The organism is Kribbella sp. CA-293567 (assembly GCF_027627575.1).
Taxonomy (GTDB): Bacteria; Actinomycetota; Actinomycetes; order Propionibacteriales; family Kribbellaceae; genus Kribbella.
This window is the reverse complement of sequence record NZ_CP114065.1, coordinates 357,079-383,026: the sequence shown is the minus strand read 5'-3', so window position 1 is coordinate 383,026 and position 25,948 is coordinate 357,079. Positions and strand designations below refer to the sequence as shown.

The following is a 25,948-nucleotide window of genomic DNA, read 5'->3' as shown; positions in this document are numbered from 1 at the left end:
CTGCGGAAATGGCGAGCAAGAAGGCTCGAGTGGCCGATGTCCACGCGATCGCACTGGCGATGCCCCACGTCACGGTGGTGCAGGGCGGCGGGGAGAACCCGGTCTACCAGGTCGGCGGCAAGTCGTTCGTGTTCTTCCGAACGCCTCGGCCGGATGCCTTCGATCCCGAGACCGGCGAGCGGTACGACGACGTGATCGTGTTCTGGGTGCCGTCCGAGGACGACAAGCTGGCCCTGGTGTCGGACGAGAGCAATCCGTTCTTCACGACGCCGCATTTCGACGGGCACAAGTCGGTGCTGCTGCGTGGCAGCCGGATCGGGGAGCTCGGCCTGCAGGAGCTGACCGAGGTGATTCAGGATGCTTGGCTGTCGAGAGCGTCCAAGCGACGGGCAACTGCTTGGCTGGAGGAGCACCGGCTCACCTAGCGGGTGGCGGACGATCCGCTGGACCGACGCGCCCGGTAGCACCCGCGACAGCAGACACAAAGGGCAAGATCTAGTTGAACTTGTCTGCGCGAGGTGCTCTTCGCGCGGCCCGACGCCCAAGTCAGTGAGGTTGGTCAGCGTGATCACCGAGAGTACGACCGAGGCGCTTTTCAGCGGCGGACGGTCGCGGGTCGCACCGTTGACCTGGGGGCAGCAGGGGACCTGGGACGGCATCCACGAGTGGCTTCCGGAGATCAAGCCGTTCTTCACCCTGACCCGCTGGCTGCCGGTGCCGCTCGTGCTGAGCCTGCCGGATGTCCTGGAGCAGCTGGGCGAGCTGCTGAACCGGCACGAGTCCCTGCGAACCCTCTACCGCTCGAGCGCACGGGGTACCGCGAACCAGGAGGTGCTGGCCGCCGGTGCCGTCGCGGTGACCGTTTTCGATCGGCCGGCCGACGACCCGGTCGAGTTCCACGACCTGGTGGAGGAGAGCCTCGGCCGGGCTGTGAAGACCGCCTGGGACTACGGCACCGAACTGCCGATCCGCTTCTACGTCGCGATGCACGAAGGCATTCCGGTGCTGGTGACCTTCGGCGTCTCGCACCTGTCCGCGGACTACCTGAGTGCCGACCTGCTCTCGACCGAGTTGGCCGCGCTGTTGCAGGCGAAGGCGGACGCGAGCGCCCCTCCGGCGGCCCGATCGGGGATGCAGCCGGTCGATCTGGCGATGTTCGAGAACTCGCCGGACGGGCAACTACTGAACGTCGAGGCCATCAGCTACCAGCGACAGCAGTACAAGAAATACCAGCCGGGCATGCTTCCCTTGCGGGCCGAGCCGCTGACGCCGCGGTTCCGCCGCGGCGAGCTGGAGTCGGACGCCGTACCGGTGGCGGTGCGGGCGGCCGCGCGTCGTCATCGGACCAGTCCGTCGGCGATGCTGCTGGCCATCACGACCGCTCTGGTTCGCTCGATCGCCGGGGCGGACGTCTACTCGATCGACATCATGCAGAGCAATCGGCTGCTGCCCGAGCTGGTCGGCGCAGTGACCACCCTGAACCAGATCGTGCCGACGGCGATCGACCTGACGGCAGACTCGTTCGAGGAGATCGTCCGGCAGTCGACGGTGGCGATGGACGGAGCCCGCCGGCACGGCCGGTACGACGCTCGGGCAGCCCGGGCCATGGCGCTCTCCCTCAGAGGGGCGGACTGGGAGCCAGGCTCCCAGCTGAACGACATGTGGTCGCTGCTGCACCGGCCGAAAAGACCGGTGGCCACGGACGAGGCCGAGCTGAGAGTGCTGGCCGAGGGGACGACCTTCAGCTGGCCGGAGATGACCGATGACGAGGGCATGGTCCTGTTCCTCGACATCCGGGGGACAGCCGAGCGGATCCAGCTGTCGATGATGGCGGACACCGCCTTGCTGCCACCGCCACAGATTCAGGCTTTCCTGTACACCTTCGAACGGACGGCCATCCAGCTGGCCGTCGCGGACGTGGACCTGGAGACGCTCCGGCTGTAGCGACCAATGGCCGTGGGAACACAGTGCGCGCAGCGAGCAGCGGGGGCCGCGCGGGGAAGTCAGCCGGCCAGCAGCAGGTCGAGCAGTCCGTAGAAGGCGATGCCGGCCAGACCGAGCGGGACCAGCAGGAGGAGGCCGGTGAAGCGGTCGCGGTTGGAGCGGGCCAGCATGATCGGTGCGAGCACGGCGAGGACTACCTCGACTCGGCCGGAGGCGTGCTTGTTCTCCACCTGCCAGAGGAAGTAGATGCCTTCGGCAAGGAAGGCGCCGCTGAGCAGCGCGACGCCGACGACCGGGCGGCTGAGGTGCCACAGTCGCGCCTCGCTCCGCAGCGACTCGCCTCCGCCACTCAGCCAGCTCCCGGTACTGCGGACCGCCGCGCCCTCGCTCCACCAGCTGCCGGCGATGCCGAAGACCGGTCCTCCCACGATCGCGGCGAAGGCCCAGACCGCCATCGTCGACACGGAGCTGGTGGCGTCCTCGATGAAGCGCGCCGAGACGTAGTACCCGGTCAGTGCGCCGGTGAGGGTGAGGAAGCCGAGCAGCGCGGACCAGCCGGTCGGCAACCGCAGTACGGCGGTGACTGCGAAGGCGAAGACGACCCAGACGACTCCTGAGTTGGCCAGGGTGTTCCAGTTGCCCGGCAGGTAGGCCTGCAGGTGCTGGGTCAGGAACCCGAGTCCGAGTCCCACCACGACTGCGCCGACCACCGCTCTGACTACCCGTGCATGCTCGGTCACGCGAACAGTCTGAAGCACCATGGGAGCAGAGGCGAGTACCTTTCATTCGCGGCGCATGGACCTCGAGTGCCCCTCTCGCTGCGACACTTGCTCCGTGAGCTACCCACCGCCGCCCGGCCCACCGGGCCAAGGCCCCCAGAACGGTCCGCCCGGCTGGCAGTCGCAGCCGTACCAGCCGCAAGGCGGGCCGTCCTACCAGCCGCAGGGCGGCAACTGGGCAGCACCGCCGTACGGCGGACCGCCGCGCAAGGACAAGGCCGTCCTGATCATCGTGCTGATCGCGATCCTGCTCGCCGTCGTCCTGGGGATCGGCGGCTTCGTCGCCTACCGGCTGGCCTCGGGGAACTCCTCCGACGGCACCGCGCCCGCTCCGGCGCCATCGAGTGTGCCCGTCGCGCCTACGCCGGCCGAGGAGTCGCCGACCGCGCCGCCGCCGACCGTCCCGTCGGCGATCCCCACTCCGGCGCCCACCAAGCTGCCGACGAAGGTGCCGACGCTGCCGGTGCCGAGCAAGCCGGTGGGCCGGGGCACCAAGGCCGCGGCGGTCGCGCTGGCCGGGCGGTTCGTGGGGCACCTCAACGCCGGGAACGAGAACGCCGCGACCGCGCTCAGCTGCGCCGAGACCAGGCAGCTGTTCCCGAGCCTGATGAGGGTCTGGATCGCGGCGCCGACCAGTCTCAAGCTGAGCGACGTGGCGATCGGCCAGGACCCGTACATCATCGCGATGTCCGGCACCACCAACGGCAAGAAGATGGAAGGCATGGTCATCGTCCAGGGGTCCTGTGTCCGGGTCTTCCAGCTGTCACCTGCCTGAGCTGCGGCTGCCGTCGCCGGTGACCGAGCTCGTCGACGAGCGGCTGGGCGGGGTCCGCGTCCTGCTGAAGCGGGACGACCTGATCCACCCGGAGATGCCGGGCAACAAGTGGCGGAAGCTGAAGTACAACATCGAGCCCGCCCGCGAGGTGGGCACGATGCTGACCTTCGGCGGCGCGTACTCCAACCATCTCCGGGCGACTGCGGCGGTCGGCCGGTACGCCGGGTTCGCGACGATCGGCGTGGTGCGGGGCGAAGAGCACCTGCCGCTCAATCCGTCGCTGGCTTACGCGGTGTCGCAGGGGATGCGGCTGACCTATCTCGACCGGTCGGCTTATCGGCTGAAGACGTCGGCCGCGGTGATCGACGGTCTTGGTTGCGAGTTCGGTGAGTTCTATTTGATTCCCGAGGGTGGCAGCAACACGGCGGCCGTGTTCGGGTGCGCCGAGGTGCCCGGGGAGATCAATGAGCCCTTCGACGTCATCTACTGCGCGGTGGGGACCGGTGGGACGTTGGCCGGGGTCGCGGCAGGGCTTCGGCCAGGACAGACGGCGGTCGGGGTGTCCGTGTTGAAGGCGCCACTGGAAGACGATGTGGTGGCGCTGCAGCGGGCGGCGTACGGGGGACGGACTGGCAGTTGGCGGCTGGAGAACGACTATCACTTCGGCGGCTATGCCAAGCGGACGCCCGCGTTGGCTGCCTTCGTCGACGACTTCGAGGCCAGGCACGGGCTGCGGCTGGACCCGGTCTACGAAGCGAAGATGATGTACGCCTTGTTCGACCAGGTCCGCCGGTTCGCCACCGGAACGACAATCATCGCCTTGATCAACTAGTTGGGGCCAGCGCGCGGGCTGTCTCCAACAGGTCCGCGCCGGTCGGCAGGGTGGCGAGAATCGGGGTGTCGAGGCCGTTGGCGACGTACTCGCCGATCCTGGCGCGGCAGTCGGCGGCCGAGCCGTGCACGATCAGGTCGTCGATCACCTCGACCGGTACGGCGGCCATCGCGGCGTTGCGGTCACCGGCGGCCCACGCGTCGCGCATCGCCTTCATCGCCTCGCCGCGGCCGAGCCAGTCGTGGAAGGCCGAGTAGCCGGGCACGGTCAGGTAGGTCGCGATCAGGAAGCGGCCGATGTTGCGGGCCATCTCGGCGTCCTCGGTGACGCAGACGAAGATCCGCGCGGCCAGTTCCTTGTCGTCGCCGAGCTCGGCCCGGACCTGGCGGACGTCGCCGGCCGACAGCCAGTTGGTGATCGCGCCGTCCGCCTCACGAGCCGCCAGCCGCAGCATCTGCGGGCGGAGCGCGGCGAGCATGATCGCGGGCGCGACGTCCGGCGCCTTCTCCAGCCGGAACCGCTTGATCGTGAAACTGTCGAACTCGCCGTCGACCTTCTCCCCCGCGAACGCCTGCCGGAGGAACCGCAGGACGTCGCGCGTCCGGGCCAGCGGCGGGTCGTAGGCGATTCCGTTCCAGCCGGTCACGATCGTCTCCGACGACGCCCCGATGCCCAGCACGAACCGGCCGGGCGCGAGGTCGGCCAGTGCCGCCGCGCTCATCGCCAGCGCCGCCGGCCCACGAGTGTGAACCGGTACGACGGCCGTCCCCAGCCGCAACTCCTGCTCCCACTCCGACGCCAGTACCAGCGGCGTGAACGCGTCGGCGCCGGCCACTTCGGCCGACCACAGATCGGTGTACCCCAGTGCGGCCAGCTCGGTGATCAGCGGCTTGTGGTCCCGGATCGGTACTCCGGTCAGCGGCACGGTGAGACCCCAGCGCATGTCAGACCATCCTCTTCAGCAGCGGCAGCGGTGCGTACTTCAGGAATCGTGCCATCACGACCCACGGCCACGGCGGCGCGAACGCCTTCGCCTTCTCCGACTCGATCGCCGCGACCATCGCCCGGACGCCCGGCACGGTGTCGACGATCATCGGTGCCCTGGCGACGTGGTCGTTCAGCTCCGACCTGATGTAGCCGGGGAAGATCGTGCTGACCTTGATCGGTTTGCCGAGCAGCTCCAGCTGGAGCCCCTCGGCGAGGGTGGCGATCGCGGCCTTGGTGGCGGCGTACGTGGTGACCGACTTGGGCAGGCCGCGCATCGCGGCGACCGAGGAGATGAAGACCAGGTGACCGGCGTTCTTGCTGCGGAACAGCTCGAGAGCGGCCTCGGCCTGGGCCAGAACGGCGGTGAAGTTGGTCTGCGCGGTGATCAGGTTCGCGTCGAACCGGCCGGTGCCGAGCGGCGCGCCCTTGCCGATGCCGGCGTTCACGACGATCCGGTCCAGCGACAGGTCGGCGTCGATCGCGCGGAAGGTCGCGAACACGGCGTCGTGGTCGTTCACGTCGAGCGTGCGGACCAGAATCGTCAGCCCGGGATGGGCGGCGATCAGCTCGGTCCGCAGGGCCTTCAGCCGGTCCTCGCGCCGGGCGGTCAGCGCCAGGTTGTGACCCTTGGCTGCGAACTGCCGGGCCATCTCCTCGCCCAGCCCCGAACTCGCCCCGGTGATCAGGATGTTGCGTCGCATCAGGTCGCCTTATCTGTAGGAGAGCAGGTCGGTCCCGTCGAGATGGCCGTGTTCGTTGTAGCTGACCAGCGTGAGGCCGCCGCGTCCCGAGGTGAGCTTGGTGATCGCGGTGTTGACCGTGACCGGGTTGAGCGCGAGCCAGAGGTCGTCGGACCCGGCGAGCAGCCGGCTGGTGACGGCGGCGATCGGTCCACCTGAGGTGAAGACGATCGCGGACTCGCCCTTGCCGAGGCGGTCCGCGGTACGGCGTACGGCGTCCTCCGAGCGTTGGCAGAAGGCCTGGAAGGACTCCGGGTAACCGGTGCCGTCGCCTTCGGCCCATCGCTGGGTGGCCGCGGTGAACATCTGCTGGAACGCCCGCTGGGGATCGCCGGTGCGGGCCAGGTCGGCGAGCAGGACCGGACGGCGTTTGTAGGCGGGTTTGTAGGCGACGATCACCTGGTCGTGATCGAACTCGTTGAGTCCTTCGTCGACCTCACTGGTCGCGTCGAGACCTGCGGCCCGCAACGCGAACTCGGCGGTCTGGGCGTGCCGCCGCATCGCGCCCCTGATCACCAAGGTGGGTTTGATGCCGCGCTCGGTGAGCGCCCGGCCCAGTACCGCGGACTGCTGCTCGCCCTGCGGCGACAACCGGTCGTAGTCGCTGCGCCCGAACGACGCCTGCGCGTGCCGGATCAGGTAGATGGTCGGCATCAGCGGCTCATGATCCGGCGGCAGCGCCGCTCGAGCAGGTTGACCGGCAGCCAGAGGTTCTTGAAGCGCGGGTTGCGGGTCTGCTTGTGGTGGTAGCGGTAGTAGATCTGCTGCGCGATCACGGCCAGACGGAACAGCCCGAAGACCTCGTAGAACGCCCAGTTGGACGCGTCGAGGCCGGACTTCTCGCAGTAGTAGCGGACGATCTCGTCGCGGCCGATCATCCCCGGGGCGTCGGACGGCTGCATCTTGAACCGCCGGAAGGCCCAGTCGTCGTCAGCCTGCACCCAGTAGGCCAGCGCGCTGCCGAGATCCATCAACGGGTCACCGAGTGTGGCCAGCTCCCAGTCGAGCACCCCGACGATCTTCAACGGATCGTCCGGCGCCAGCACCACGTTGTCGAGCCGGAAGTCGTTGTGGATCACGCAGATCCGGACGTCGCCGGGCTGGTTGGCCTCGAGCCAGGCCATCACCTTCTCGAAGCTGGGCACGTTCCAGGTCTTGGCCTTGCGGTACCGGCCGGACCATCCGCTCACCTGGCGCTCGACGTACCCGTCGCCCTTGCCGAGGTCGGCGAGCCCGGCCGCGGCCGGATCCACCTGGTGCAGGTCGACCAGGGTGTCGACCAGCTTGTACCCGAGCAGCTTGGTCTTGCCCGGAGTCAGCTCGACTCCGAGCTCCGACCTGCGAGGGATCGTGCCGACGACCCGCTCCATCACGTAGAACTCGGAGCCGATCACCGCCTGGTCGTTGCAGTGGGCAACCATTTTCGGGACGTACGGGAACACCGGTGCCAACTGCTGCTGGATCCGGTATTCGCGGCCCATGTCGTGCGCGCCCTTGGCCTTGGTGCCGGCCGGCGGCCGGCGCAGGATCAGGTCACGGTCGGGATAGCGGAGGAGATAGGTGAGATTGGAGGCGCCGCCGGAGAACTGCTGGACCTCGGGGAGCCCTTCGGGCAGGCGAGGCGAGGCGGTCGCCGCGCGGAGCCAGCTGTCGACGGCCGCGACGTCGAAGGCGTCCTCGTCCCGGACCGGGCGGGCGCCTTCGACCGGAGGGTGGTCAGGGGGCATCAGCGCTTGGTCGCGCTTTCGGCGCGGCTGCGGGCCCGGGCGGCGATCTTGCGCATCTGCCGATCGTAGAGCGGGCGGGCGAACCGCTTGGTACGCCAGGCCAGCAACGCCGGGCGGTCGGGGATGATCAGGAACTGCTGCTTCCGGATCCCGGCGATCACGTTGGCGGCGATCTCGTCGGCGGTCCGGGGCGACTTCTCGATCAGCCGGCGGGCGGTGGAGGCCATCTCGGTGTCGTCGCCCTGGATCGAGTCACCCAGGTTGGTCTTGAAGAACGACGGGCAGATGACCGAGACGGTGACGCCGTACGGGTGGAGCTCGTGGGAGAGCGTCTCGGAGAGCGCGACCACACCGGCCTTCACCGTGTTGTACGAACTCATCATCGGCGGATGCACCAGACCCGCGGCCGACGCCGTGTTGACGAGGTGGCCCGAGCTCTGGCGTTTGAACAGCGGCACGAAGGCGCGGCAGCCGCGGACGACCCCCATCAGGTTGATGTCGACGACCCGGTCCCACTCGTCCAGCGACTCGACGTCGATCCGGCCGCCGGTCGCGATCCCGGCGTTGTTGACCAGGATGTCCAGCCCGCCCCAGTTCTCCTCACACCACGCGACCGCCTGCTGCCAGTCCCCCGCGTCCCGCACGTTCAGCTGCCGGTACTGCGCTCCGGTCTGCGCGGGCGACTCGGCCGCCAGGTCGGTACTGAGCACTTGGTGGCCTGCAGCAACGAACTGGGCGACCAGCGCCGCCCCGAGTCCACTGGCGCCACCGGTGACGAGAACCCTGCTCATTCGGACTCCTTGTACTTCGCCAGCTCGATCTTCGCGACCACTCCACGATGCACCTCGTCCGGCCCGTCGGCCAGCCGCAGCGCCCGCGCGCTCGTCCAGGCCGCGGCCAGCGGGAAGTCGTCGGACAGCCCGCCACCACCGTGCAGCTGGATCGCCATGTCGATCACGTCCTGCGCCATCCGCGGAACCGCGACCTTGATCTGGCTGACCTCGCTCAACGCGCCGGCCAGGCCCTTCGTGTCCAGCAGGTACGCCGTCTGCAACACCAGCAGGCGGGCCTGGTTGATCGCGATCCGCGCGTCGGCGATCCGTTCCCGGTTGCCACCGAGATTGACCAGGGGCTTGCCGAACGCCGTCCGGCTGGTGCCACGCTGGATCGCCAGCTCGAGCGACTTCTCGGCCAGCCCGATCAGCCGCATGCAGTGGTGCACGCGGCCGGGACCGAGCCGTCCCTGGGCGATCTCGAAAGCGCGACCGGGGCCGACCAGGATGTTGGCGGCAGGCACCCGAACGTCGGTGAAGGACACCTCGCCGTGGCCGTGCGGTTCGTCGTACCGGCTCATGGCGGGGAGCAGGCGCTCGACCTTCACGCCAGGGGTGGCGCGCGGGACGAGCACCATCGTGTGGCGCGCGTACCGGTGGGCGTCGGGATCGGTGAGGCCCATGAAGATGAGCAGCTCGCAGTCCGGGTGGCCGACGCCGGTGCTCCACCACTTGCGGCCGTTGATGACGACCTCGTCGCCGTCGACGATCGCGGTGGCGGCCATGTTGGTCGCGTCGGAGGAGGCGACGTCGGGCTCGGTCATGCAGAAGGCGGACCGGATCGCGCCGTCCAGCAAGGGCTCCAGCCACTGTTGCTTCTGCTCGTCGGTGCCGTAGCGGAGCAGGACTTCCATGTTGCCGGTGTCGGGGGCGTTGCAGTTGAACACGTACGGCGCGATGAACGACCGGCCGGTCAGCTCCGCGATGGGGGCGTAGTCGAGGTTGCTGAGCCCCTCCTCCGAGCTGGCGCCGTACTGCGCGTTGCCGTGCTCGGCGGGCGGGAGGAAGAGGTTCCACAAACCCTGCTTACGGGCCTTCGCCTGCAGCTCCTTGAAGACGGGCTGCGGCAGCCACGGATCCTCGGCGGCCTTGGTCGCGGCGTGCAGCTCGGCCTCGACCGGCTCGATCTCGGTCCGGACGAACTCGGCGACCTGCTCGATCAGCTGCTGCGCCCTCGCGGACGGTTCGAACCCCATCACGGCTCCCCAATCGCTTCTTCCGGCGGCTTCCTTGACGGTAGCGCACCTACTGAGCAATGCTCAATAGCGTGAAGGCGGGCGAGACACGCAAGCGGCTGACCGCGGAGGACCGCCGCAAGCAGCTGGTCGGCATCGGGCTGATGATGTTGCGCACCCAGCCGATCCACGAGCTGTCAATCGACGCCGTCGCGGCCGAGGCGGGGATCTCCCGCGGGCTGCTGTTCCACTACTTCCCGACCAAGCGGGACTTCTACGTCGAGGTGATGAGCGCCGCCGGCCGCCGGCTGTTGCGCGTCACCAAGCCGGATCCGTCGCTGCCGCGGGACGAGCAGCTTCGGCAGATGCTGCTCTCCTTCGTAGCCTTCGTCACCCGCCGGCGCGACTCCTACATTTCTTTCGTCCGTGGCGCCGCCGGCGGCGACAACTTCGTCGTCGAGGTGTACGCCGCTACTCGCGCCGGCCTCACCGCTCGGGTCCTCGACCTCCTGGACGAGCCGGAACAGGCGCCGGCCTCGCAGACCCGGATGGCGGTGCATGCCTGGCTGGCGTACGTGGAGGACCTGGCCATCGAGTGGTCAGGGCTTCCGGAGGCGGATCGGCCGAGCACGCCGGAGGACCTGGTCACCCACTTCATTGCTGCGCTGCAGGCACTCCGCGCGCTCTAGCAGGAATCCGCCGGGCGGTCAGCTCGCGGGTGGGGCGGTGGAGTCGCGGACGACCAGCTCGGTGGCCAGCTCGACGTGGAGTGCTTCCAGTTCGTGGCGGTCGAGCAGGCGGATCAGGAGGCTTACTGCCATGCGGCCCATTTCCTGGAGGGGTTGGCGGACCGTGGTGAGGGCTGGGGTGGTGGCTCGGCTCACGTCCAGATCGTCGAAGCCGGCTATCGACAAGTCACCAGGGACGGAGAGTCCTCGGGAGGTGGCGGCTTGGAGGGCGCCCACTGCGGCTTTGTCGTTGAAGCAGACCAGAGCCGTGGGGCGGTTGGGGAGATCGAGTAGCTGGGTGGCGGCTTGGTGGCCGTGGTCGGTGGTGGGCTGGATCGGGCGAACCAGGGCGGGGTCGGGGAGGATGCCGGCGTCGGCGAGGGCTGCGGCGTGGCCGCTGAGGCGGGCGTCCGAGGCCAGCCACTCGCTGGGGCCGCCGATGACGCCGATCCTGGTGTGACCGAGGCGAACCAGATGTGCGGTCACCTGACGGGCGCCGTTGAAGTGCGCGGCAGAGACAGCGGCGATGTCACGCGGCAGCGGCGTACGGGGATCGACGACGACGAACGGGAAGCGCCGGGCCCGCAACTGGATGAGCTCGTCGCTGGTCTCCGGCGGCAGGATCAGGATCGCTCCGGCCAGTTCGCGCTGCGCGGGAAGTCTGGTGAGGACCTGTTCGTGCTGGGTCGCCTCGCCCGCGTTCAGCACCAGTTGCCGGCCGTGACGGTCGAGCGTCTCCGCGATCGACGAGACGATCACCCCGAAGTAGTCGGTCAGCACGTAGGGGCAGCGCAGATAGACCGCCCCGCCGACCGGCTTGGGTGATCCGCCCCGCGGGCTCGGCGCCCGTACCCCCAGCCGCTCGACCGCCTGCTCCACCAACTCACGGGTCCGCGGCGCCACGTTGCCCTGCTGGTTGAGGACCCGCGAGACGGTCGCGATCGAGACACCGGTCTCCGCCGCGATATCGCGCACAGTGGCTCGGCTAGGCATTTGTTACATCGCTCTGTTTCACACTCCGCACGATAGAGGATCTTGACAGGCTTCGCCTAGGCGCGTTTCCTGAGCCACAGATGTTGCGTTCGTGTTTCATTTGTTACATCGGGGTTGACCTGAGGAGAACGATGAAGAGACCTGCGATCGGTGCCGTTCTGGCCGGCTCCGCCCTGCTGATCAGCGGCCTGTCCAGCGGCGCCCAGGCAGTCGAACTGCCTGCTGTCGTGACCACCACCGCCGGCACCACCAAGGCGGACGTCTGGGTGACGACCCCGGACCGCGCCGAGCTGCTCCACCAACGTGCTCCGGTCGCTTTCCAGAAGCGGCAGAGCGCGCAGACGACCATCACGGTCGACCCCGGCACGAAGTACCAGACCATGGACGGCTTCGGCGCCTCCATCACCGACTCGTCGGCCGCGGTGCTCTACCAGCTGACGCCTGCGGTGCGGGACCGGACGATGCGCTCGCTGTTCGACCGCAGGCAGGGCATCGGGGTGAGTTTCCTCCGCCAGGTCGTCGGTTCGTCCGACTTCACCGCGGCGCCGCAGCACTACACGTACGACGACGTACCGGCCGGACAGACCGACTTCCCGCTGCGGCACTTCAGCATCGCGCACGACCAGGCGCAGATCCTGCCGCTGATGCGCCGGGCCAAGCAGCTGAACCCGTCCCTCAAGGTGATGGCGACCCCGTGGAGCCCGCCCGCCTGGATGAAGACCGGCGACTCCCTGGTCGGCGGACGGCTCAAGGACGATCCGAAGATCTACAACGCCTACGCGCGCTACCTGGTGAAGTTCGTGAAGGCGTACGAAGCGGCCGGCGTACCGGTGGACTTCCTCTCGATCCAGAACGAACCGCAGAACCGGACGCCCAGTGGCTACCCCGGCACCGATCTGCCGGTGCGTCAGGCGGCCGCGGTGATCGAGCAGCTCGGCCCGATGCTGCGCGCGGTCAGTCCCCGCACCAAGATCCTCGGCTACGACCACAACTGGACCACTCACCCGGGCGACGTCAACAACACCCCGCCCGGTGAGGACCCGGAGACCGACTACCCGTACCAACTGCTCGACAGCCCGGCAGGCAAGTGGCTGGCCGGTACGGCGTACCACTGCTACTCCGGCAACCCGAGCAACCAGACCGACCTGCACAAGGCCTTCCCCAGCAAGGGAATCTGGTTCACCGAGTGCTCCGGCTCGCACGGCCCCGACGACACGCCGCCGCAGATCTTCCGCGGCACGCTGACCTGGCACGCCCGCACGCTGATGCTCGGTACGACGCGCAACTGGGGCAAGTCGGTCGTCAACTGGAACATCGCGCTCGACGACAAGGGCGGCCCCTACAACGGCGGCTGCACCACCTGCACCGGGCTGGTCACCGTGCAGCCCGACGGCAGCGTCACCACCGACGCGGAGTACTACACGATCGGGCACCTGTCGAAGTTCGTGCGCACCGGCGCGCAGCGGATCGCCAGTACGTCGTACGGGACGACCGGGTGGAACGGGCAGCTCATGTCCTCGGCCTTCCGCAACCCCGACGGCTCGACCGCTCTGCTGGTGCACAACGAGAACGACGAGCCGCGGACCTTCGCGGTGGCCGTCGGCGACCAGTCCTTCGAGTACACGCTGCCTGGCGGCTCGATCGGGACCTTCACCTGGGACCGCTCGCCCAGGTCGTCGCTGACTCCCGTGTCGCTCGACGGCGCGACGGCCAGCGCAGTACCGGCTGCTGACGCGGCGCTGGCTTTCGATGCCGACGGCTCGACGATCTGGCAGTCGAAGACAGCACAGGCGGCCGACCAGTACGTGCAGCTCGACCTCGGTACGGCGAAGCAGTTCCGCCGGGTCGCGATCGACAGCGGCGGCAACCTCGGCGACTACGCCCGCGGCTGGCAGGTCTCGACCAGCTTTGACGGCACCACCTGGCGACCGCTGGCATCGGGGGCAGGCACTGGCCAGCTCACCAACGTCGATGTGAAGCCGACTCGCGCCCGCTACGTGCGGATCTCCTCTACCGGCAGAGCCGGCAACTGGTGGACCCTTGCGGACGTGCGGCTCTACAACTAGTCAGATCACCTCGACTGTCGAGCTGCCACGGGCAGTGCGGACCTGATAGCTGGTGTCGACTCCAGCGTTGGCCTGCAGCTTATCCACAGCTCGGTAGGCGAGGGTGGCGTCGTCCTGAGTCACCTCGAGTACGCCGTACCCGTGCTGGCGCATGTCGACCTGCTTGAGATGCGGGTTGTACTGCAGCCGCTTCTGCTCCTCCGCCTTCGCACCGGCGACGCCATTGGTGTCGCCGGTGTTGGTGGACGACACGGACGGTACGACGAACTCCACGCCGGCCCGCCTGGTCCCACCAGGGTTCCCGGGTGCGCCCGGTGCGAAGCCGGTGTCCCACAGCTCGCCGGAGAAGGTGTCGTGGTCGTCGCCGGTCACCACCACCAGGTCGGACACCCGCTCGGCCGCCAGCGACAGCAGCTCGGTGCGCTCGGCGCCGTACCCGTCCCAGGTGTCCATGAAGGCACGCTCACCGGCCGCTCCGGTGACCATGCCCATCATCATGTTCGGATTGGCCAGCACCTTCCAGCGGGCGCCCGACGAGCGCAGCCCGTCCGCGAGCCAGCTCTTCTGCGCGGCGCCGAGCATGCTGCGACCTGGGGCGTCCGCCGCCTCGCAGATGACGCTGCCGCCGTCGTCACACGGCTGGTCCTCCTTGTACTGCCGGTTGTCGATGGCGAACAGCTCGACGGTCCGGCCGAGCTTGAGCGATCGGTAGGTGCGCGTCATGTCGCCGCTGAACCGCGGTACCGGCATCCGCTCGAACCACGCGTGCCAGGCGGCACTCTTCTTCTCCTGGAAGAACAGTTCCGGCAGCGTCCAGTTGTCGACGCTGTAGTTGTTGCGGAACTCGTGGTCGTCCCACAGCGGCAGGAACGCGTGCTGCGCGTGCATCGCGCGGAGGTCGGGGTCACTGCGGTAGAGCGTGTACTTCGCCCGCATGGTCGGCAGGATCTGGGGATAGAGGTTGAGGTCGATCCCCCGGACGCCGGGCACGGTGGCTTCGTAGACGTAGTCGCCGAGGCAGACCACCAGGTCGAGGTCTTCGGCGGCGAGGTGGCGGTGGGTGGCGTAGTACCCCTCGGTGAAGCCCTGGCAGGTGAAGAAGCCGATCCGGACCGGCTGGTTCGAGTCGGCCGGCCGCAGGGTCTGGAACCGGCCGACCGGGCTGACGGCGTCCTTGCCGCGGAACTGGTAGAAGTACTCCGCTCCGGCGGCGAGACCGGTCGCCTGGAAGTGCACGCAGCCGTCCCACCGCTTCTCCGCGATCACCGTCCGGACGAGCTCCGGCCGGCTCAGGTCGCGCTGGTTCGACACCACGACGGCCAGTTCGGCGTCACCGTCGAACAGTCCGCGCGGAACTCTGGTCCACAGGGTCGCGCCGTCGGTGCGCGGGACGCCGGCCATGATCCCCTCCGGGAAGGTGGCGCCACGGACGAGCGTCGGCGAGGCATCGGCGGAGGTGCGGAGCATCGGCGTACCGGCACTCCAGGCGACGGCCGTCGCTGCTGCGGTGGCACCAGCGACGGTCAGGGCGCCGAGGACGGTTCTGCGGGTGAGGTCAGCCATGGAGAAAATACTGAGAGGTAATGATGAATCTGGGAAGACCTCAGCGCGACCGATCGGTGACGGTCGGTAGACCTCACTGCTGGTCGACGACTGAGTGAGGAAAGCGAAACAGCCACGTCACGCCTGATTGCTAGCGTCCGACCATGGAACTGATGGAGGGCGTCCAACTACGCCGAGCAGCCCGGGCCGACCCTGCCGTGCTCGCGCTGACGACCGCACAACAGGCCGAACTGGCCGCCATCTACGCCGACGACCAGCCCCAGGCCGGGCCGCTGCACCCTGCCATCGAGTTCATCCTGCTGACCGTCGACGACACCCCGGTCGGCTGCGTCGGCCTGCAACCGATCAGCCCCGGCCTCGGCGAGGTGAAACGCATGTACGTCGAACCAACCTCCCGCGGCTGGGGCCTGTCCCGCCTGCTCCTCGCCGAGATCGAGTCGCAGGCCCGCGCCCGCGGCATCACCACGCTGCGCCTCGAGACCGGCACCCGGCAACAAGAAGCCAGCGCCCTCTACACGCACCACGGCTACACCCCGACCCCGCCGTACCCACCGTTCGAGAACGAACCAGCCTCCCTCTGCTTCGCGAAGCAACTGGACTAGTTCGCCCGCCGATAGAGGTCATCGAGCCCCACTGTCAGAACACTGGAGTCAAGCCCAGGCTCGAAGCCGGCTCCGCTGTAGCAGGCGAGCACAGTCTCCGAGGTGTCGTAGTCGCGAGACAGCAGATGCCGCGCTCGCTCCAGCCGGCTGACATGCCGCCGACCCATCACCTCACCCCACTTCGCCTCGCCCAGCGACAAGACCTTGCGCTTGTGGCCACTGACCGCGGGCGCCAGAACGGCGACATCCACCTCGATCTGGCTTCGGTTGTAGTGATCCGGCACTACCCCCGAGCCGATCTCCCCCGGCAGTTCACCGAACCGCTCGGCCGGCGCGGACATCGCGTACTCCCGACAGAGCTGCTCGAAGTGCGGGCCCACGACCTGCGACGAGAAGCGCGGACGCGCCGCCTCCCACACGGTGGCGGACCGGCCGCTTTCGAGCAGGCCCCACTGCGGGCGCATCACCACTTGGTAGAACACGATCAGCGGCTCGGCGACCTCGTAACCGGAGCGTCCTGACCTGAAGAGGTCCGGCCGGCGTCTCAACAGACCGCTGTCTTCCAGGACGTTCAGTTGGTGACCGATGTCGGTCGCCTTGCGGCCGACGTAGTTGGCGATCCCGCCTCTCGTCCGGTTGCCGGAAGCCACCGCCGCGAGCACCGAGTGGTACAGCGCGCTGTCCCGGACATCCATCTCCTCCTCGAGGAGATAGCGAGCCTCCCGAAACAGCGGGCTTGCCGGGCTGAGCACGGTACGCAGTACCCAGTCGTCGAAGTCCTCGAGCGACTCCGGAGCGTCGTCATTGACGAACCGCCGGTACGCCGGTGTGCCTCCGACCACGGAGTGCAGCAGGGCGGCGAGCCCCGGATCCTCAACTCCCCAGTACTGGGCCGCCAGCAGGTAGTCGAAGGGCCGGACCACCAGTTCGAGTGTCGCCCGCCCCCGCAAAGGAGCGGTGCCGGACAGTAGGCCGCCCATCACCGACATGGCCGAGCCACACAACAGGACCTTGGTCCGCCGGCCGGCGGACGTTGCCCGGTCGATCTCCCGCTGCAGAATCGATGGCAGTACCGGGGAGACCTGACTCAGGTAGGGAAACTCGTCGATGACGAACGGTCCGGGGGCATCGATCGAGAAGAAGAAGCGGACGGCGTCGTCCCAGCTGTCGAAGCGGGGCGGCACCGGTGAGTCGAGGTGAGCGGCGATCGCCGCGGCGAACTGCGCCAGCGACTCGGTCTCGGTCGCCTGGGTCGCGCCGAAGTACAGACCGCCGGTTTGCTCGGCGAGCCCCTCCACGAGGTACGTCTTTCCCTGCCTTCGCCTGCCACTGATCACACCGAGCTGAGGGCGGTCCGCCTTCACGTCGGCGAATCTGGTCAGGTGGGCCCATTCCTGGTCGCGGGCGAAGATCCGCTCAGGCTTTCTCATGATGTAGAACTATACTTATAATAAATATAGTTCTACAACTTTGGGTCATTCGGGAGGTCCATCACCAGGCTGTCGCCCTCGCGGTGGAAGCCGAGCTTCTTCAGGTAGTTGGCCGAGTCGCGCATCCGCGGCGGGGCCAGCACCTGGTGGAAGCCGTGGCCGGTGAAGACGTCGCTGCGGCGGTAGACGAACTCGCCGGGGGTGAAGTCGCGGTACTTCGGCAGCACGTAGTCGAGGTCGATCTGGGCTCGGCCGGAGCCGGCGTCGTGGGCCAGGACCACGCCGACGGTGCGCTCTCCGCGCTGGACCAGGAACGCGTACGGGCTGGTGGCGGTGGTGAAGCCGGGGTTGAACTTGGCGATGTCGCTGCGGTGCGCGGTCAGCACGTGACCGAGGTACGCGTCGGAGCTGTCGACTTCCAGGACGGCGTACTCGAGGTCGTCGTGGCGGTGCCGGAGCAGTCGCCACAGGTGGACGACGTTGATCACCGCGAGGACGGCGTTCATTCCGACCATCGGCCAGACCGGAATGGCCAGGTTGAAGCCGACCAGGATCACGCAGCCGATCAGGTTCAGTACCCGCAGCCGCAGGATCCGGGTCTGCAGCAACGACACGACAACGAGCGCCGATCCGCCCCACCCGATGATGCTCAAGAGGTCCACGCGGCGAGACTAGACCAGCAGGGAGGGTGGACTGTTCCCCGTCACCGCTACCGTCACCGTTGCACGTGAAACAGTCGACATTTCAGGAGCGGGCGCTCCACCACTCCAGCAGCTTCTCGCGAGCGGCCTCTTCGCCCAGTGGGCCCTCGTCCATCCGGAGTTCCATCAGGTACTTGTAGGCGTCGCCGACCTCGCGCCCCGGGCCGATCGCCAGGATCTGCATGATCTGGTTGCCGTCGAGGTCCGGGCGGAGCGAGTCGAGCTCCTCCTGCTCCTGGAGCCGCTCGATCCGCTTCTCCAGATCGTCGTACGCCGACCGCAGCGCGTCCGCCTTGCGCTTGTTGCGGGTCGTGCAGTCGGCCCGGGTCAGGACGTGCAGGCGGCCGAGCAGATCGCCGGCGTCCCGCACGTAGCGGCGTACGGCGGAGTCGGTCCACTCGCCGGTGCCGTACCCGTGGAAGCGCAGGTGCAGCTCGACCAGCGTGCCGACCTGGTCGATCTGCTCGTTGCTGAACCGCAGCGCCTTCATCCGCTTCTTGGCCAGCTTCGCCCCGACCACGTCGTGATGGTGGAAGGTGACCTTGCCCGCGCCCTCGAAGCGCCGGGTCTTCGGCTTGCCGATGTCGTGGATCAGCGCGGCGAACCGGACCACGAAGTCCGGCACCTCGACCCCGATCCGCGACTCCAGGTCGATGGCCTGCTCCAGCACGATCAGCGAGTGCTCGTAGACGTCCTTGTGCCGGTGGTGCTCGTCCAGCTCCAGTCGCAGGGCCGGCAGTTCGGGCAGCACGTGGTCGGCCAGCCCGGTGGAGACCAGCAGGTCGAGACCGATCCGCGGGTACGGCGCGCAGACCAGCTTGATCAGCTCGTCGCGGACCCGCTCGGCCGACACGATCGTGATCCGCTCGGCCATCGCCGTCATCGCGGCCACCACGCCGGGGTCAGGGGTGAAGCCGAGCTGCGCGGCGAACCGGGCGGCGCGCATCATCCGCAGCGGGTCGTCGGAGAACGAGTCCTCAGGCGAGCCGGGGGTGCGGATCAGCTTGTTGGCGACGTCCTCGATGCCGCCGAACGGATCGACGAACTGGTGCGACGGGAGCAGCACCGCCATCGCGTTCATGGCGAAGTCGCGGCGGGCCAGATCGCCCTGCAGGTTGTCGCCGTAGGCGACCTCCGGCTTCCGCGAGGCCGGATCGTAGGACTCCGACCGGTACGTCGTGATCTCCAGCACCCAGTCGCCCTTGCGGCAGCCGATGGTGCCGAACGCCTTGCCGATGTCCCACACGTGGTCGGCCCAGCCGGCCAGCAACCGCTCCACCGCGTCGGGACGGGCGGAGGTGGCGAAGTCGAGATCCTTGCTCCCCCGGCCGAGCAGAATGTCCCGGACCGGACCACCCACCAGGGCGAGCTCGTGCCCGGCCGCGGCGAACCGGGCGCCCAGTTCGTCGACCACCGGGGCGATCTTCAGCAGTGACTGGACACCTTGCCGCTGGACGGCGGACAACGATCCGGCAGAGGCTGAGCGGTCGGCAGTAGGAGACACGAGGAACTAGGTTACGGTGACGGCGTGTTGAGACGGCGACTGAGGCTCCCCGTGGCGGCGGGCGCGAGCCTGCTGATTGCCGCGTCGTCGGCTGGGCTGGCCTCGACGCAGGCGGTCGCGGCCCCGGTGGAGGACAACCCGGTGGTGGATGTCGCCATCGACTCGTTCAGTCCGCTGGCGCCCGTTCCCGGTCAGGCCGTCACCATCACCGGCCGGATCACGAACACCAGCCAGAGCACCTTCCAGAACTCGCAGGCGACCGCCTGTATCCACCGTGAGCGACTCGCGACGGCGGCGGCGGTCGCGGCCGTTCCGACCGAACTCGACGTGCCGATGAAGGACCGCAACCAGTGCGTCGGGCTGACCAATCCCGAGGGCACCACCCTCCAGCGGTACGACGCTCCACTGGCCCCCAAGTCCTCGGTCACGTTCAAGCTGGTGGTGCCCTGGAACGAGTGGAAGATCTCGAGCCAGCCCGGCGTCTACTCGGTCGGAGTGCGATTCCGCGGTGACCTGACCAGGACCTTCCGTACCACCGCCGGGTTGAGCCGGATCCTGATGCCGGTGGTCGCCAAGACGCCGCCACGCAAGGTGAACGCCGCCCTGGTGGTGCCGCTGACGCACCGCCCCACCCTGCTGGCCAACCGCCTCTTTGCGAACGAGTCACTGGCCGAGTCAATGGCCCCCAACGGTGATCTCGGGCGACTGCTCACGCTCGGCCGGAAGCGGGTCGTCAGCTGGCTGGTCGACCCGGCGATGATCGACGAAGCCCGCGTGATCGCGAACTCCGAGTCGTACCAGGTCGAGGCCGGCCCAGGCCGGAGCAAGGCCGGGACCGGCCGCTCGGTGGTCAAGGCCTGGCTGAGCGCCTTCGACGAGAGCCGCAAGGTCAACCCCGTCGTCCTGCTCCCGTACGGCGATCCGGACGTCGCGACCCTCGCCTCCGCGGGTCCCCCGGTGAAGCAGATCGTCACCGTCGCGCGGACCCGGAGCGCGGGCTTCGACCTGCGCCTCCCGGCCCCGAGCAATCCGACCGGTCTGTGGCTCGACGGTGGGGAACTGACCGCCAAGACGCTGAGCGCCGGAGCCTTCGGGTTCGCCGGCCTGCGCGGCGACGAGCTCAACATCGTCCAGAGCTCCTCCTGGCCGGCCACCGAGCGGCCGAACCTGCAGTCCGGCCCGTTCGCCAGGATCCTGACCCCGGAGAGTCCGTCACCCGGGCAGGTCAACGCGGTGATCGCAGACTCCACCCTGCTCGCGGGCGGGCCCGATCCCGCCACCGCCAAGCAGCCGCTCCAGCTGCGGCAACGGTTCGCGGCCGAGACCTCCTTGCTGGCCGGCACCGGCACCGGTCAGGCCACGGTGGCGGTCGTCCCGCCTCGCGGCTGGGAGACCGGCGACACCGCGCCCATCTCCGCCGTACTCGACGCGATGGCCAGTCCCTGGATCACCCCGGTCGGCATCGACCGGGTGACCGCGGGCGAGCCGAAGGTGACCACCAGGCTGCCCACTTCGCCGCCGGCCGCCGGCGGGCTCGACGACAGCCAGCTGAACGGGATCCAGGGGCTCACGGCGGCCACCGCGACGTACGACCAGCTGCTCAGTCAGGCCACCAGCTCCGACACCCGCAACATGATGTCCGAGGCGATGATGCGGGCCTCCTCCACGGAGTGGACTGCGTTCCCGGAGGAAGGCCAGCGGTACGTCGCCTACCAGCGTGCCGCCGTCGAGGCTCAGCTCAAGCTCGTCCACCTGGTCACCAACACCACCAAGAAGGGCCAGCAGCAGGGCATCAAGGTCAACCTGTCCGGCAGCAAGGGCAGCTTCCCGTTGACCGTCGAGAACGGGCTCGACGTGAGCATCAGGGTCGGCCTCCAGGTCACCGCGACCGGCAACCGGAACGACCTGCGGATCTCCGTCGAGCGCATCCTGACCCTGCCGGCGGGCCAGAAGGGCACCTTCCAGGTGCAGGCCAGCGCCGAGCAGAACGGTCTCATCAACGCCACCGCCCAGCTGGTCACGCTGGACAAGCGGCCGGTCGGCGAATCGCAGCAGCTGGTGATCCAGGCGGCGCAGTACGGCAGTGTCGGCTGGATCCTGGTCGGTGCCGCCGTCGCGCTGCTGTTCGGTACGTCGATCGTCCGGATCTACCGGCGGGTGCGCTCCGAGCGGCGCAACCCGGCCAAGCCCGAGGGCGACGCGCTGCACCCGGCGCCGCTGTCCCCCGAGGACCTCGCCCCGGCGCCGGACGACTCGGCCGGCAGCCCGGCAACTCCTGAGCCACCAGCGACGTCGAACCACGACGTGAGCGATCGCGAGAGCCTGAAAGAAGGAGTCGGAACGAAGGATGGCTGACCGCACCCTGCGCTCCGCGGCGGTGATGGCAGCCGGAACTGTGCTGTCCCGCCTGCTCGGATTCGTCCGGATCGCTCTGCTCGCCGCCGCCGTCGGCACCGCACTGCGCGGCGACATCTTCACCGCCGCGAACACGATCCCGAACAGCCTCTACATCCTGCTGGCCGGCGGCATCTTCAACACCGTGCTCGTTCCGCAACTGGTGCGGGCGATCAAGAACCACGACGACGGCGGCCGCGACTTCACCAACCGGCTGCTGACCTTCGGCTTCATCATCCTGGCCCTGGTCACGGTGCTCTGCGTGCTGTTGTCGCCGCTGATCGCCGAGCTCTACCTGCCGAAGGAGCTGCAGGACCCGTCCCGGGCCTCGGAGCGGTCGGCGATGCTGATGTTCGTCCGGCTCTGCCTGCCGCAGATCTTCTTCTACGGCGCCTTCGTGCTGGTCGGCCAGGTGCTGAACGCGCGCCGCCGGTTCGGCCCGATGATGTGGGCGCCGATCGCGAACAACATCGTCGCCTGCGCGTCGATCGTGGTCTTCCTGCTCGTCTACCGCACCGGCGACACCCCGGCGACCTTCACCCAGGGCGAGGAGCTGCTGCTGGGTCTCGGCCACACGGTCGGCATCGCCGTGCAGTTGCTGGTGCTGGTGCCCTACCTGAAGGCCAGCGGGCACACCTACGCGCCAAAGTTCGGGCTGCGGGGCACCGGGCTCGGCAGGACGGCCAAGCAGGGCCTGTGGACGCTGATGTTCGTCGCGGTCAACCAGGTGACCCTGGTCGTGGTCACGCAGCTCGCGATCGCGGGTAGCGCGTCCGAGGGGACCGGTTCCAAGGCCGGTCTGGTCGCCTACAGCACAGCCATGCTGATCATCCTGGTGCCGCACGGCATCGTCACTGTCTCGCTGGCCACGGCCGCTCTGCCACAGATGTCCTCGCTGGCCGCGGAGGGCGACGTCACCGAAGTGGCCCGGCTCTCGGCCCGGTCGATCCGGCAGACGCTGGCGATCGTCGTACCGTCGGCGGCCGCGATGGTGGCCTTCGCGCATCCGATCACCACGGTCATCGCCGGGTACGGCGCGGGCGCGGGCAACACGCGGTTGATGGCCTACACGTTGATGACCCTGGCGCTGGGCATCGTGCCGTTCACCATCCAGTACTTCCAGCTCCGCACTTTCTACGCCTTCGAGGACACCCGCACCCCGTTCTTCCTGCAGTGCGTGATCGCCGCCACCAACATCGCGGCCGCCACCATCGGCGTCCGGGTGCTGCTCGACGAGGAACACCTGCGGTACTCCGGTGTCGTGCTCGGCGGCGCCTACTCGGTCTCCTATCTGGTCGCGGTGGTGATGTCGCGCCGGGTGCTCGCCCGCAAGGTGCCCCGGGTACACGGCGCGGGCGTCGGCCTGCCGCTGCTCGCGATGGTGATCGCTGCCGTGATCGGCGCCGGTCTCGGCCGCGCGGTACTGTCCCTGGTCGAGTCGGCCACCGACTGGTCGGGTCCGCTCGGCTCGATCCTGCAGCTCGCGGTCGGCGGAATCGTGATGCTCCCGGTGTACGTCGGGGTGGCCCGGGTACTTCGTATCCACGAGGTCACCGACGTGGTGGCCATGGTCACATCCAAGCTTCCGGGGCGGGGCCGCAGGTCCTGATCGCCCCCCTTGTGCGCTCGTGCACCACTTGTCCCGTCAACGGGGCACTAGCATGGGGCCTGCGATCGGACCGCCAACCGCTCGCAGCCGGGCCCGAACCCACTGGGCCCGGAGCGGAGACGCAGGACGACCAGTGCATCGAGGAGGGCGAGAGACACCGTGTCGAACCAGACCGTCAGTCCTGGTGCCCTGCTCGCCGGCCGCTACCGGATCGCCGAGTTGCTCGCGGAGATCGACGGTGCGCGGGTCTGGCGAGCAGTGGACGAGGTGCTCAGCCGAGCCGTCGTCGTGGACGTCCTGCCAGTCGGCGATCCACGGACCGATTTGCTCTTCGACGCTGCTCGGCGCGCGGCGGCAGCGGCAGACCCGCGGTTCCTGCGAGTGCTCGACTGCGACATGCACGAAGGCGTCACGTACTGCGTCCGAGAGTGGGCGGGAGGCCGCCCGCTGGAGCGGATGCTCGGCGCCGGCCCACTGACCGGCCAGCAGGCCGGCTGGCTCGCTCGCGAGGTCTCCGAGGCACTGGAGAACCTGCACCGCACCGGCCACTCGCACGGCTCGATCAGCCCCTCCACTGTGGTCGTGACGGACGCCGGAGCGATCAAGGTCGTCGGCCTCGCCACCGAGGCCGCCCTGCGCTCCACCGGCCCCGGCACGCCGGAGGAGGACGTCCGCGCGCTCGGAGAGCTGCTCTACGCCTCGCTGACCGGCCGCTGGCCAGGCCCCGCGCCCGCGTGGGGTCTGCAGCCCGCTCCGGTCGAACACGGCCGGCTGATGAGCCCGCGGCAGGTGCGCGCCGGCGTACCGCGCTCACTCGACGACATCTCGGACCGGCTGCTCGGCGACCCGCCGCGGCACCACTCGGTCCCGATCACCAGTGCGGCCGGCCTCTCCGCCGCGCTGTCCGGCGTCATCGGCAGCTCGCACGAGCCGCCGAGCCAGATGGACGAGACGGTCGCGGTCGCCCGGCAGAACGGGAGCGTCGACGACGCCACCCAGATCGCGCCGGCGATCCAGCCTCCGCCTGCGCTCGATCCGCCGGTCCCGCACTACCAGCAGAGCGCGTACGCCGAGAACAACGGCCACGCCGCGCCGCAACCGTCGTACGCGACCGCAGCCGAGACCCAGCCGGTACGCCGTCAGCCCAGCCCGCCGCAGAACGGCAACGGCCGGCGCAAACCGCCGTCCGACGAGCCGAAGCAGCGCGGCAGCTGGGGTGGCCGGATCCTGATCCTGCTCGCCGTACTGGCACTGCTGTCCGTGGTCGCGATGGCGCAGTTCCTGGTGAAGGGCGCGATCAACAAGGACCAGGGCACCGACGGCAAGACGAGTGCGCCGCCCCCCGCCAACACGCCGCCGCCCGCCGCGTCCGGTACGCCGGTGAAGATCGCCGGCGCCAAGGACTTCGACCCGGAGCCGCAGGGCAACGGCGAGGAGCACCCCGAGGACGTCGGGAACACCTACGACGGCAAGGCCAGCACCACCTGGACGACGATGTCGTACAAGCGGCGCCCCGATCTCGGCGGCACCAAGGACGGCGTCGGCATCGTCTACGACCTCGGCGCACTGACCGACGTCTCCAAGGTGACGGTCAATCTGGTCGGCGAGCCCACCGACCTGTCGCTGATGATCCCGAAGGCGGATCCGGCCGTCTCGGCGCCCGACGTGAGCGGCTGGAAGGCCGTCGCCTCGCTGGAGAAGCAAGGTGCCCAGGCGGCCCTGACGCCGACCGCGCCGGTCAAGACCCGGTACGTTCTGGTCTGGCTGACCAGCCTTCCGAAGGAAGGCAGCGGCTATCGCGGCGAGATCTCGGAGGTCACGGTCCAGAAATGACCTCCCTGGATTCGAGCCCCACCCCACCGCCCCGATCGGACCTCAGCCGGATCGGACCGCCGGCCGACGGCTCCCTGGTCGCGCCGCCCGCCGGCTACGACTCGATGGACGATCACGAGCTGCTCCGGCTGCACGTCTCGGGCAACCCGGACACGTTCGGCATCCTGGTCAAGCGGCACCGGGACCGGATGTGGGCCGTGGCGATCCGCACCCTCGGCGAGCCCGAGGAGGCGGCCGACGCGCTGCAGGAGGCCTTCATCTCGGCCTTCCGCCGGGCCGACTCGTTCCGCGGTGACGCCAAGGTGACCACCTGGCTGCACCGGATCGTGGTCAACGCCTGTCTGGACCGGATCCGCCGCCGGCAGGTCCGGCAGGCCGATCCGCTGCCGGAGGACGAGGACCGCGCGGCCGAGCTGGCCGGGCCGGTCGAGGAGGACGCCGCCGAGGTGCGCGAGCGCCGGCTCGACGTCCTGAACGCCCTGAAGCAGATCAACGTCGACCAGCGCAGCGCGCTCGTTCTGGTCGACATGGAGGGCTACTCGATCGAGGAGGCGGCGGCGATCCTCGGCTGCGCCCCCGGAACGGTGAAGAGCCGCTGTGCCCGCGGACGGGCCCGCCTGCTGCCGCTGCTGAGGCACTGGCAGACCACTCGGGGCGGCTCCGACCTGCCCGTGAAAACCGCGGCAGAATCAAGGGGAACCGAATGACCGCCGGCCCCGTCGTAGCAGAGTCG

At 68.9% G+C, this 25,948-nt stretch carries 23 protein-coding genes; 11 read left to right on the top strand and 12 right to left on the bottom strand.

From position 1 onward, the window contains the following. Positions 1 to 8: 8 nt before the first annotated feature. Positions 9 to 425, top strand: coding sequence for an MmcQ/YjbR family DNA-binding protein (locus OX958_RS01805; RefSeq protein WP_270135234.1), 417 nt, complete (start codon positions 9 to 11; stop codon positions 423 to 425). Between the two features lie 139 nt (positions 426 to 564). Next, complete coding sequence (locus OX958_RS01800) at positions 565 to 1,944, top strand: condensation domain-containing protein (RefSeq protein WP_270135233.1); 1,380 nt, start codon at positions 565 to 567, stop codon at positions 1,942 to 1,944. A 59-nt stretch (positions 1,945 to 2,003) separates the two neighbouring features. Here OX958_RS01800 and OX958_RS01795 read toward each other — a convergent pair whose 3' ends face one another. Continuing rightward, on the bottom strand, positions 2,004 to 2,684 hold the full coding sequence (locus tag OX958_RS01795; RefSeq protein ID WP_270135232.1) for a DUF6518 family protein: 681 nt from the start codon (positions 2,682 to 2,684) through the stop codon (positions 2,004 to 2,006). A 94-nt stretch (positions 2,685 to 2,778) separates the two neighbouring features. On the opposite strand from OX958_RS01795, the gene OX958_RS01790 reads away from it, so the two are divergent. Then, positions 2,779 to 3,498, top strand: coding sequence for a hypothetical protein (locus OX958_RS01790; RefSeq protein WP_270135231.1), 720 nt, complete (start codon positions 2,779 to 2,781; stop codon positions 3,496 to 3,498). Positions 3,499 to 3,517: 19 nt separating this feature from the next. Then, complete coding sequence (locus OX958_RS01785; protein WP_270135229.1) at positions 3,518 to 4,330, top strand: 1-aminocyclopropane-1-carboxylate deaminase/D-cysteine desulfhydrase; 813 nt, start codon at positions 3,518 to 3,520, stop codon at positions 4,328 to 4,330. Here OX958_RS01785 and OX958_RS01780 read toward each other — a convergent pair. The 6 genes from OX958_RS01780 to OX958_RS01755 are packed head-to-tail and all read right to left on the bottom strand — an operon-like array spanning position 4,323 to position 9,813. Beyond that, positions 4,323 to 5,273, bottom strand: a complete 951-nt coding sequence (locus tag OX958_RS01780) for an LLM class F420-dependent oxidoreductase (protein ID WP_270135228.1) — start codon at positions 5,271 to 5,273, stop codon at positions 4,323 to 4,325. The genes OX958_RS01785 and OX958_RS01780 overlap by 8 nt on opposite strands. Position 5,274: 1 nt before the next feature. Then, positions 5,275 to 6,018: an SDR family oxidoreductase gene (locus tag OX958_RS01775; RefSeq protein WP_270135226.1), complete on the bottom strand. Its 744-nt coding sequence runs from the start codon at positions 6,016 to 6,018 to the stop codon at positions 5,275 to 5,277. Positions 6,019 to 6,027: 9 nt separating this feature from the next. Further along, positions 6,028 to 6,711 carry a histidine phosphatase family protein gene (locus OX958_RS01770; RefSeq protein WP_270135225.1) on the bottom strand — a complete coding sequence of 228 codons (684 nt, stop codon included), beginning with the start codon at positions 6,709 to 6,711 and terminating at the stop codon, positions 6,028 to 6,030. Then, entirely contained in the window at positions 6,711 to 7,784 is a 1,074-nt protein-coding gene (locus OX958_RS01765; RefSeq protein ID WP_270135224.1) for a phosphotransferase family protein, read from the bottom strand. Before OX958_RS01765 ends, OX958_RS01770 begins: the two co-directional genes overlap by 1 nt. Beyond that, positions 7,784 to 8,575 carry an SDR family NAD(P)-dependent oxidoreductase gene (locus OX958_RS01760; RefSeq protein WP_270135223.1) on the bottom strand — a complete coding sequence of 264 codons (792 nt, stop codon included), beginning with the start codon at positions 8,573 to 8,575 and terminating at the stop codon, positions 7,784 to 7,786. The genes OX958_RS01765 and OX958_RS01760 overlap by 1 nt, the downstream gene beginning before the upstream one ends. Further along, the gene (locus OX958_RS01755; protein ID WP_270135222.1) at positions 8,572 to 9,813 is read right to left on the bottom strand and encodes an acyl-CoA dehydrogenase family protein; all 1,242 of its coding nucleotides are present in this window, start codon (positions 9,811 to 9,813) and stop codon (positions 8,572 to 8,574) included. The genes OX958_RS01760 and OX958_RS01755 overlap by 4 nt, the downstream gene beginning before the upstream one ends. 71 nt (positions 9,814 to 9,884) lie before the next feature. Between OX958_RS01755 and OX958_RS01750 the strand changes: the two genes are divergently transcribed. Next, positions 9,885 to 10,481 carry a TetR/AcrR family transcriptional regulator gene (locus OX958_RS01750; RefSeq protein ID WP_270135220.1) on the top strand — a complete coding sequence of 199 codons (597 nt, stop codon included), beginning with the start codon at positions 9,885 to 9,887 and terminating at the stop codon, positions 10,479 to 10,481. Positions 10,482 to 10,499: 18 nt separating this feature from the next. On the opposite strand, the gene OX958_RS01745 is transcribed toward OX958_RS01750, so the two are convergent. Continuing rightward, complete coding sequence (locus OX958_RS01745) at positions 10,500 to 11,513, bottom strand: LacI family DNA-binding transcriptional regulator (RefSeq protein ID WP_270135218.1); 1,014 nt, start codon at positions 11,511 to 11,513, stop codon at positions 10,500 to 10,502. 131 nt (positions 11,514 to 11,644) lie between these two features. On the opposite strand from OX958_RS01745, the gene OX958_RS01740 reads away from it, so the two are divergent. After that, the gene (locus OX958_RS01740) at positions 11,645 to 13,579 is read left to right on the top strand and encodes a discoidin domain-containing protein (RefSeq protein WP_270135217.1); all 1,935 of its coding nucleotides are present in this window, start codon (positions 11,645 to 11,647) and stop codon (positions 13,577 to 13,579) included. On the opposite strand, the gene OX958_RS01735 is transcribed toward OX958_RS01740, so the two are convergent. Further along, entirely contained in the window at positions 13,580 to 15,142 is a 1,563-nt protein-coding gene (locus OX958_RS01735; protein WP_270135216.1) for an alkaline phosphatase D family protein, read from the bottom strand. It abuts the gene before it with no gap. 143 nt (positions 15,143 to 15,285) lie between these two features. Here OX958_RS01735 and OX958_RS01730 point away from each other — a divergent pair, with 143 nt between their 5' ends. Then, complete coding sequence (locus OX958_RS01730; protein WP_270135215.1) at positions 15,286 to 15,744, top strand: GNAT family N-acetyltransferase; 459 nt, start codon at positions 15,286 to 15,288, stop codon at positions 15,742 to 15,744. Here OX958_RS01730 and OX958_RS01725 read toward each other — a convergent pair. The 3 genes from OX958_RS01725 to OX958_RS01715 all read right to left on the bottom strand — a co-directional run bounded on the left by OX958_RS01725 (position 15,741) and on the right by OX958_RS01715 (position 19,379). Further along, on the bottom strand, positions 15,741 to 17,174 hold the full coding sequence (locus tag OX958_RS01725) for an ATP-binding protein (protein ID WP_270135214.1): 1,434 nt from the start codon (positions 17,172 to 17,174) through the stop codon (positions 15,741 to 15,743). The two genes, OX958_RS01730 and OX958_RS01725, sit on opposite strands and share 4 nt — an antisense overlap. Positions 17,175 to 17,206: 32 nt before the next feature. After that, positions 17,207 to 17,836 (bottom strand): hypothetical protein, encoded by a 630-nt coding sequence (locus OX958_RS01720; RefSeq protein WP_270135213.1) that lies wholly within the window; start codon positions 17,834 to 17,836, stop codon positions 17,207 to 17,209. 82 nt (positions 17,837 to 17,918) lie between these two features. Further along, positions 17,919 to 19,379 (bottom strand): CCA tRNA nucleotidyltransferase, encoded by a 1,461-nt coding sequence (locus OX958_RS01715; RefSeq protein ID WP_442913244.1) that lies wholly within the window; start codon positions 19,377 to 19,379, stop codon positions 17,919 to 17,921. 24 nt (positions 19,380 to 19,403) lie between these two features. On the opposite strand from OX958_RS01715, the gene OX958_RS01710 reads away from it, so the two are divergent. From OX958_RS01710 to sigM, 4 genes are all read left to right on the top strand, one after another. Beyond that, complete coding sequence (locus tag OX958_RS01710; protein ID WP_270135212.1) at positions 19,404 to 21,734, top strand: hypothetical protein; 2,331 nt, start codon at positions 19,404 to 19,406, stop codon at positions 21,732 to 21,734. Next, entirely contained in the window at positions 21,727 to 23,382 is a 1,656-nt protein-coding gene (gene murJ / locus OX958_RS01705; RefSeq protein WP_270135211.1) for a murein biosynthesis integral membrane protein MurJ, read from the top strand. The genes OX958_RS01710 and murJ overlap by 8 nt, the downstream gene beginning before the upstream one ends. 159 nt (positions 23,383 to 23,541) lie before the next feature. Further along, positions 23,542 to 25,215: a protein kinase family protein gene (locus tag OX958_RS01700; RefSeq protein WP_270135210.1), complete on the top strand. Its 1,674-nt coding sequence runs from the start codon at positions 23,542 to 23,544 to the stop codon at positions 25,213 to 25,215. Next, on the top strand, positions 25,212 to 25,922 hold the full coding sequence (gene sigM, locus OX958_RS01695; RefSeq protein ID WP_270135209.1) for an RNA polymerase sigma factor SigM: 711 nt from the start codon (positions 25,212 to 25,214) through the stop codon (positions 25,920 to 25,922). The genes OX958_RS01700 and sigM overlap by 4 nt, the downstream gene beginning before the upstream one ends. The last annotated feature ends 26 nt before the right edge of the window (positions 25,923 to 25,948 follow it).

Excerpts from the sequence above, each read along its gene's own strand:
- OX958_RS01805 (WP_270135234.1), top strand. The coding sequence starts at position 9 with ATGGCGAGCAAGAAGGCTCGAGTGGCCGATGTCCACGCGATCGCACTG.
- OX958_RS01780 (WP_270135228.1), bottom strand. The coding sequence starts at position 5,273 with ATGCGCTGGGGTCTCACCGTGCCGCTGACCGGAGTACCGATCCGGGAC.
- OX958_RS01775 (WP_270135226.1), bottom strand. The coding sequence starts at position 6,018 with ATGCGACGCAACATCCTGATCACCGGGGCGAGTTCGGGGCTGGGCGAG.
- OX958_RS01770 (WP_270135225.1), bottom strand. The coding sequence starts at position 6,711 with ATGCCGACCATCTACCTGATCCGGCACGCGCAGGCGTCGTTCGGGCGC.
- OX958_RS01765 (WP_270135224.1), bottom strand. The coding sequence starts at position 7,784 with ATGCCCCCTGACCACCCTCCGGTCGAAGGCGCCCGCCCGGTCCGGGAC.
- OX958_RS01760 (WP_270135223.1), bottom strand. The coding sequence starts at position 8,575 with ATGAGCAGGGTTCTCGTCACCGGTGGCGCCAGTGGACTCGGGGCGGCG.
- OX958_RS01755 (WP_270135222.1), bottom strand. The coding sequence starts at position 9,813 with ATGGGGTTCGAACCGTCCGCGAGGGCGCAGCAGCTGATCGAGCAGGTC.
- OX958_RS01745 (WP_270135218.1), bottom strand. The coding sequence starts at position 11,513 with ATGCCTAGCCGAGCCACTGTGCGCGATATCGCGGCGGAGACCGGTGTC.
- OX958_RS01740 (WP_270135217.1), top strand. The coding sequence starts at position 11,645 with ATGAAGAGACCTGCGATCGGTGCCGTTCTGGCCGGCTCCGCCCTGCTG.
- OX958_RS01735 (WP_270135216.1), bottom strand. The coding sequence starts at position 15,142 with ATGGCTGACCTCACCCGCAGAACCGTCCTCGGCGCCCTGACCGTCGCT.
- OX958_RS01730 (WP_270135215.1), top strand. The coding sequence starts at position 15,286 with ATGGAACTGATGGAGGGCGTCCAACTACGCCGAGCAGCCCGGGCCGAC.
- OX958_RS01725 (WP_270135214.1), bottom strand. The coding sequence starts at position 17,174 with ATGAGAAAGCCTGAGCGGATCTTCGCCCGCGACCAGGAATGGGCCCAC.
- murJ (WP_270135211.1), top strand. The coding sequence starts at position 21,727 with ATGGCTGACCGCACCCTGCGCTCCGCGGCGGTGATGGCAGCCGGAACT.
- sigM (WP_270135209.1), top strand. The coding sequence starts at position 25,212 with ATGACCTCCCTGGATTCGAGCCCCACCCCACCGCCCCGATCGGACCTC.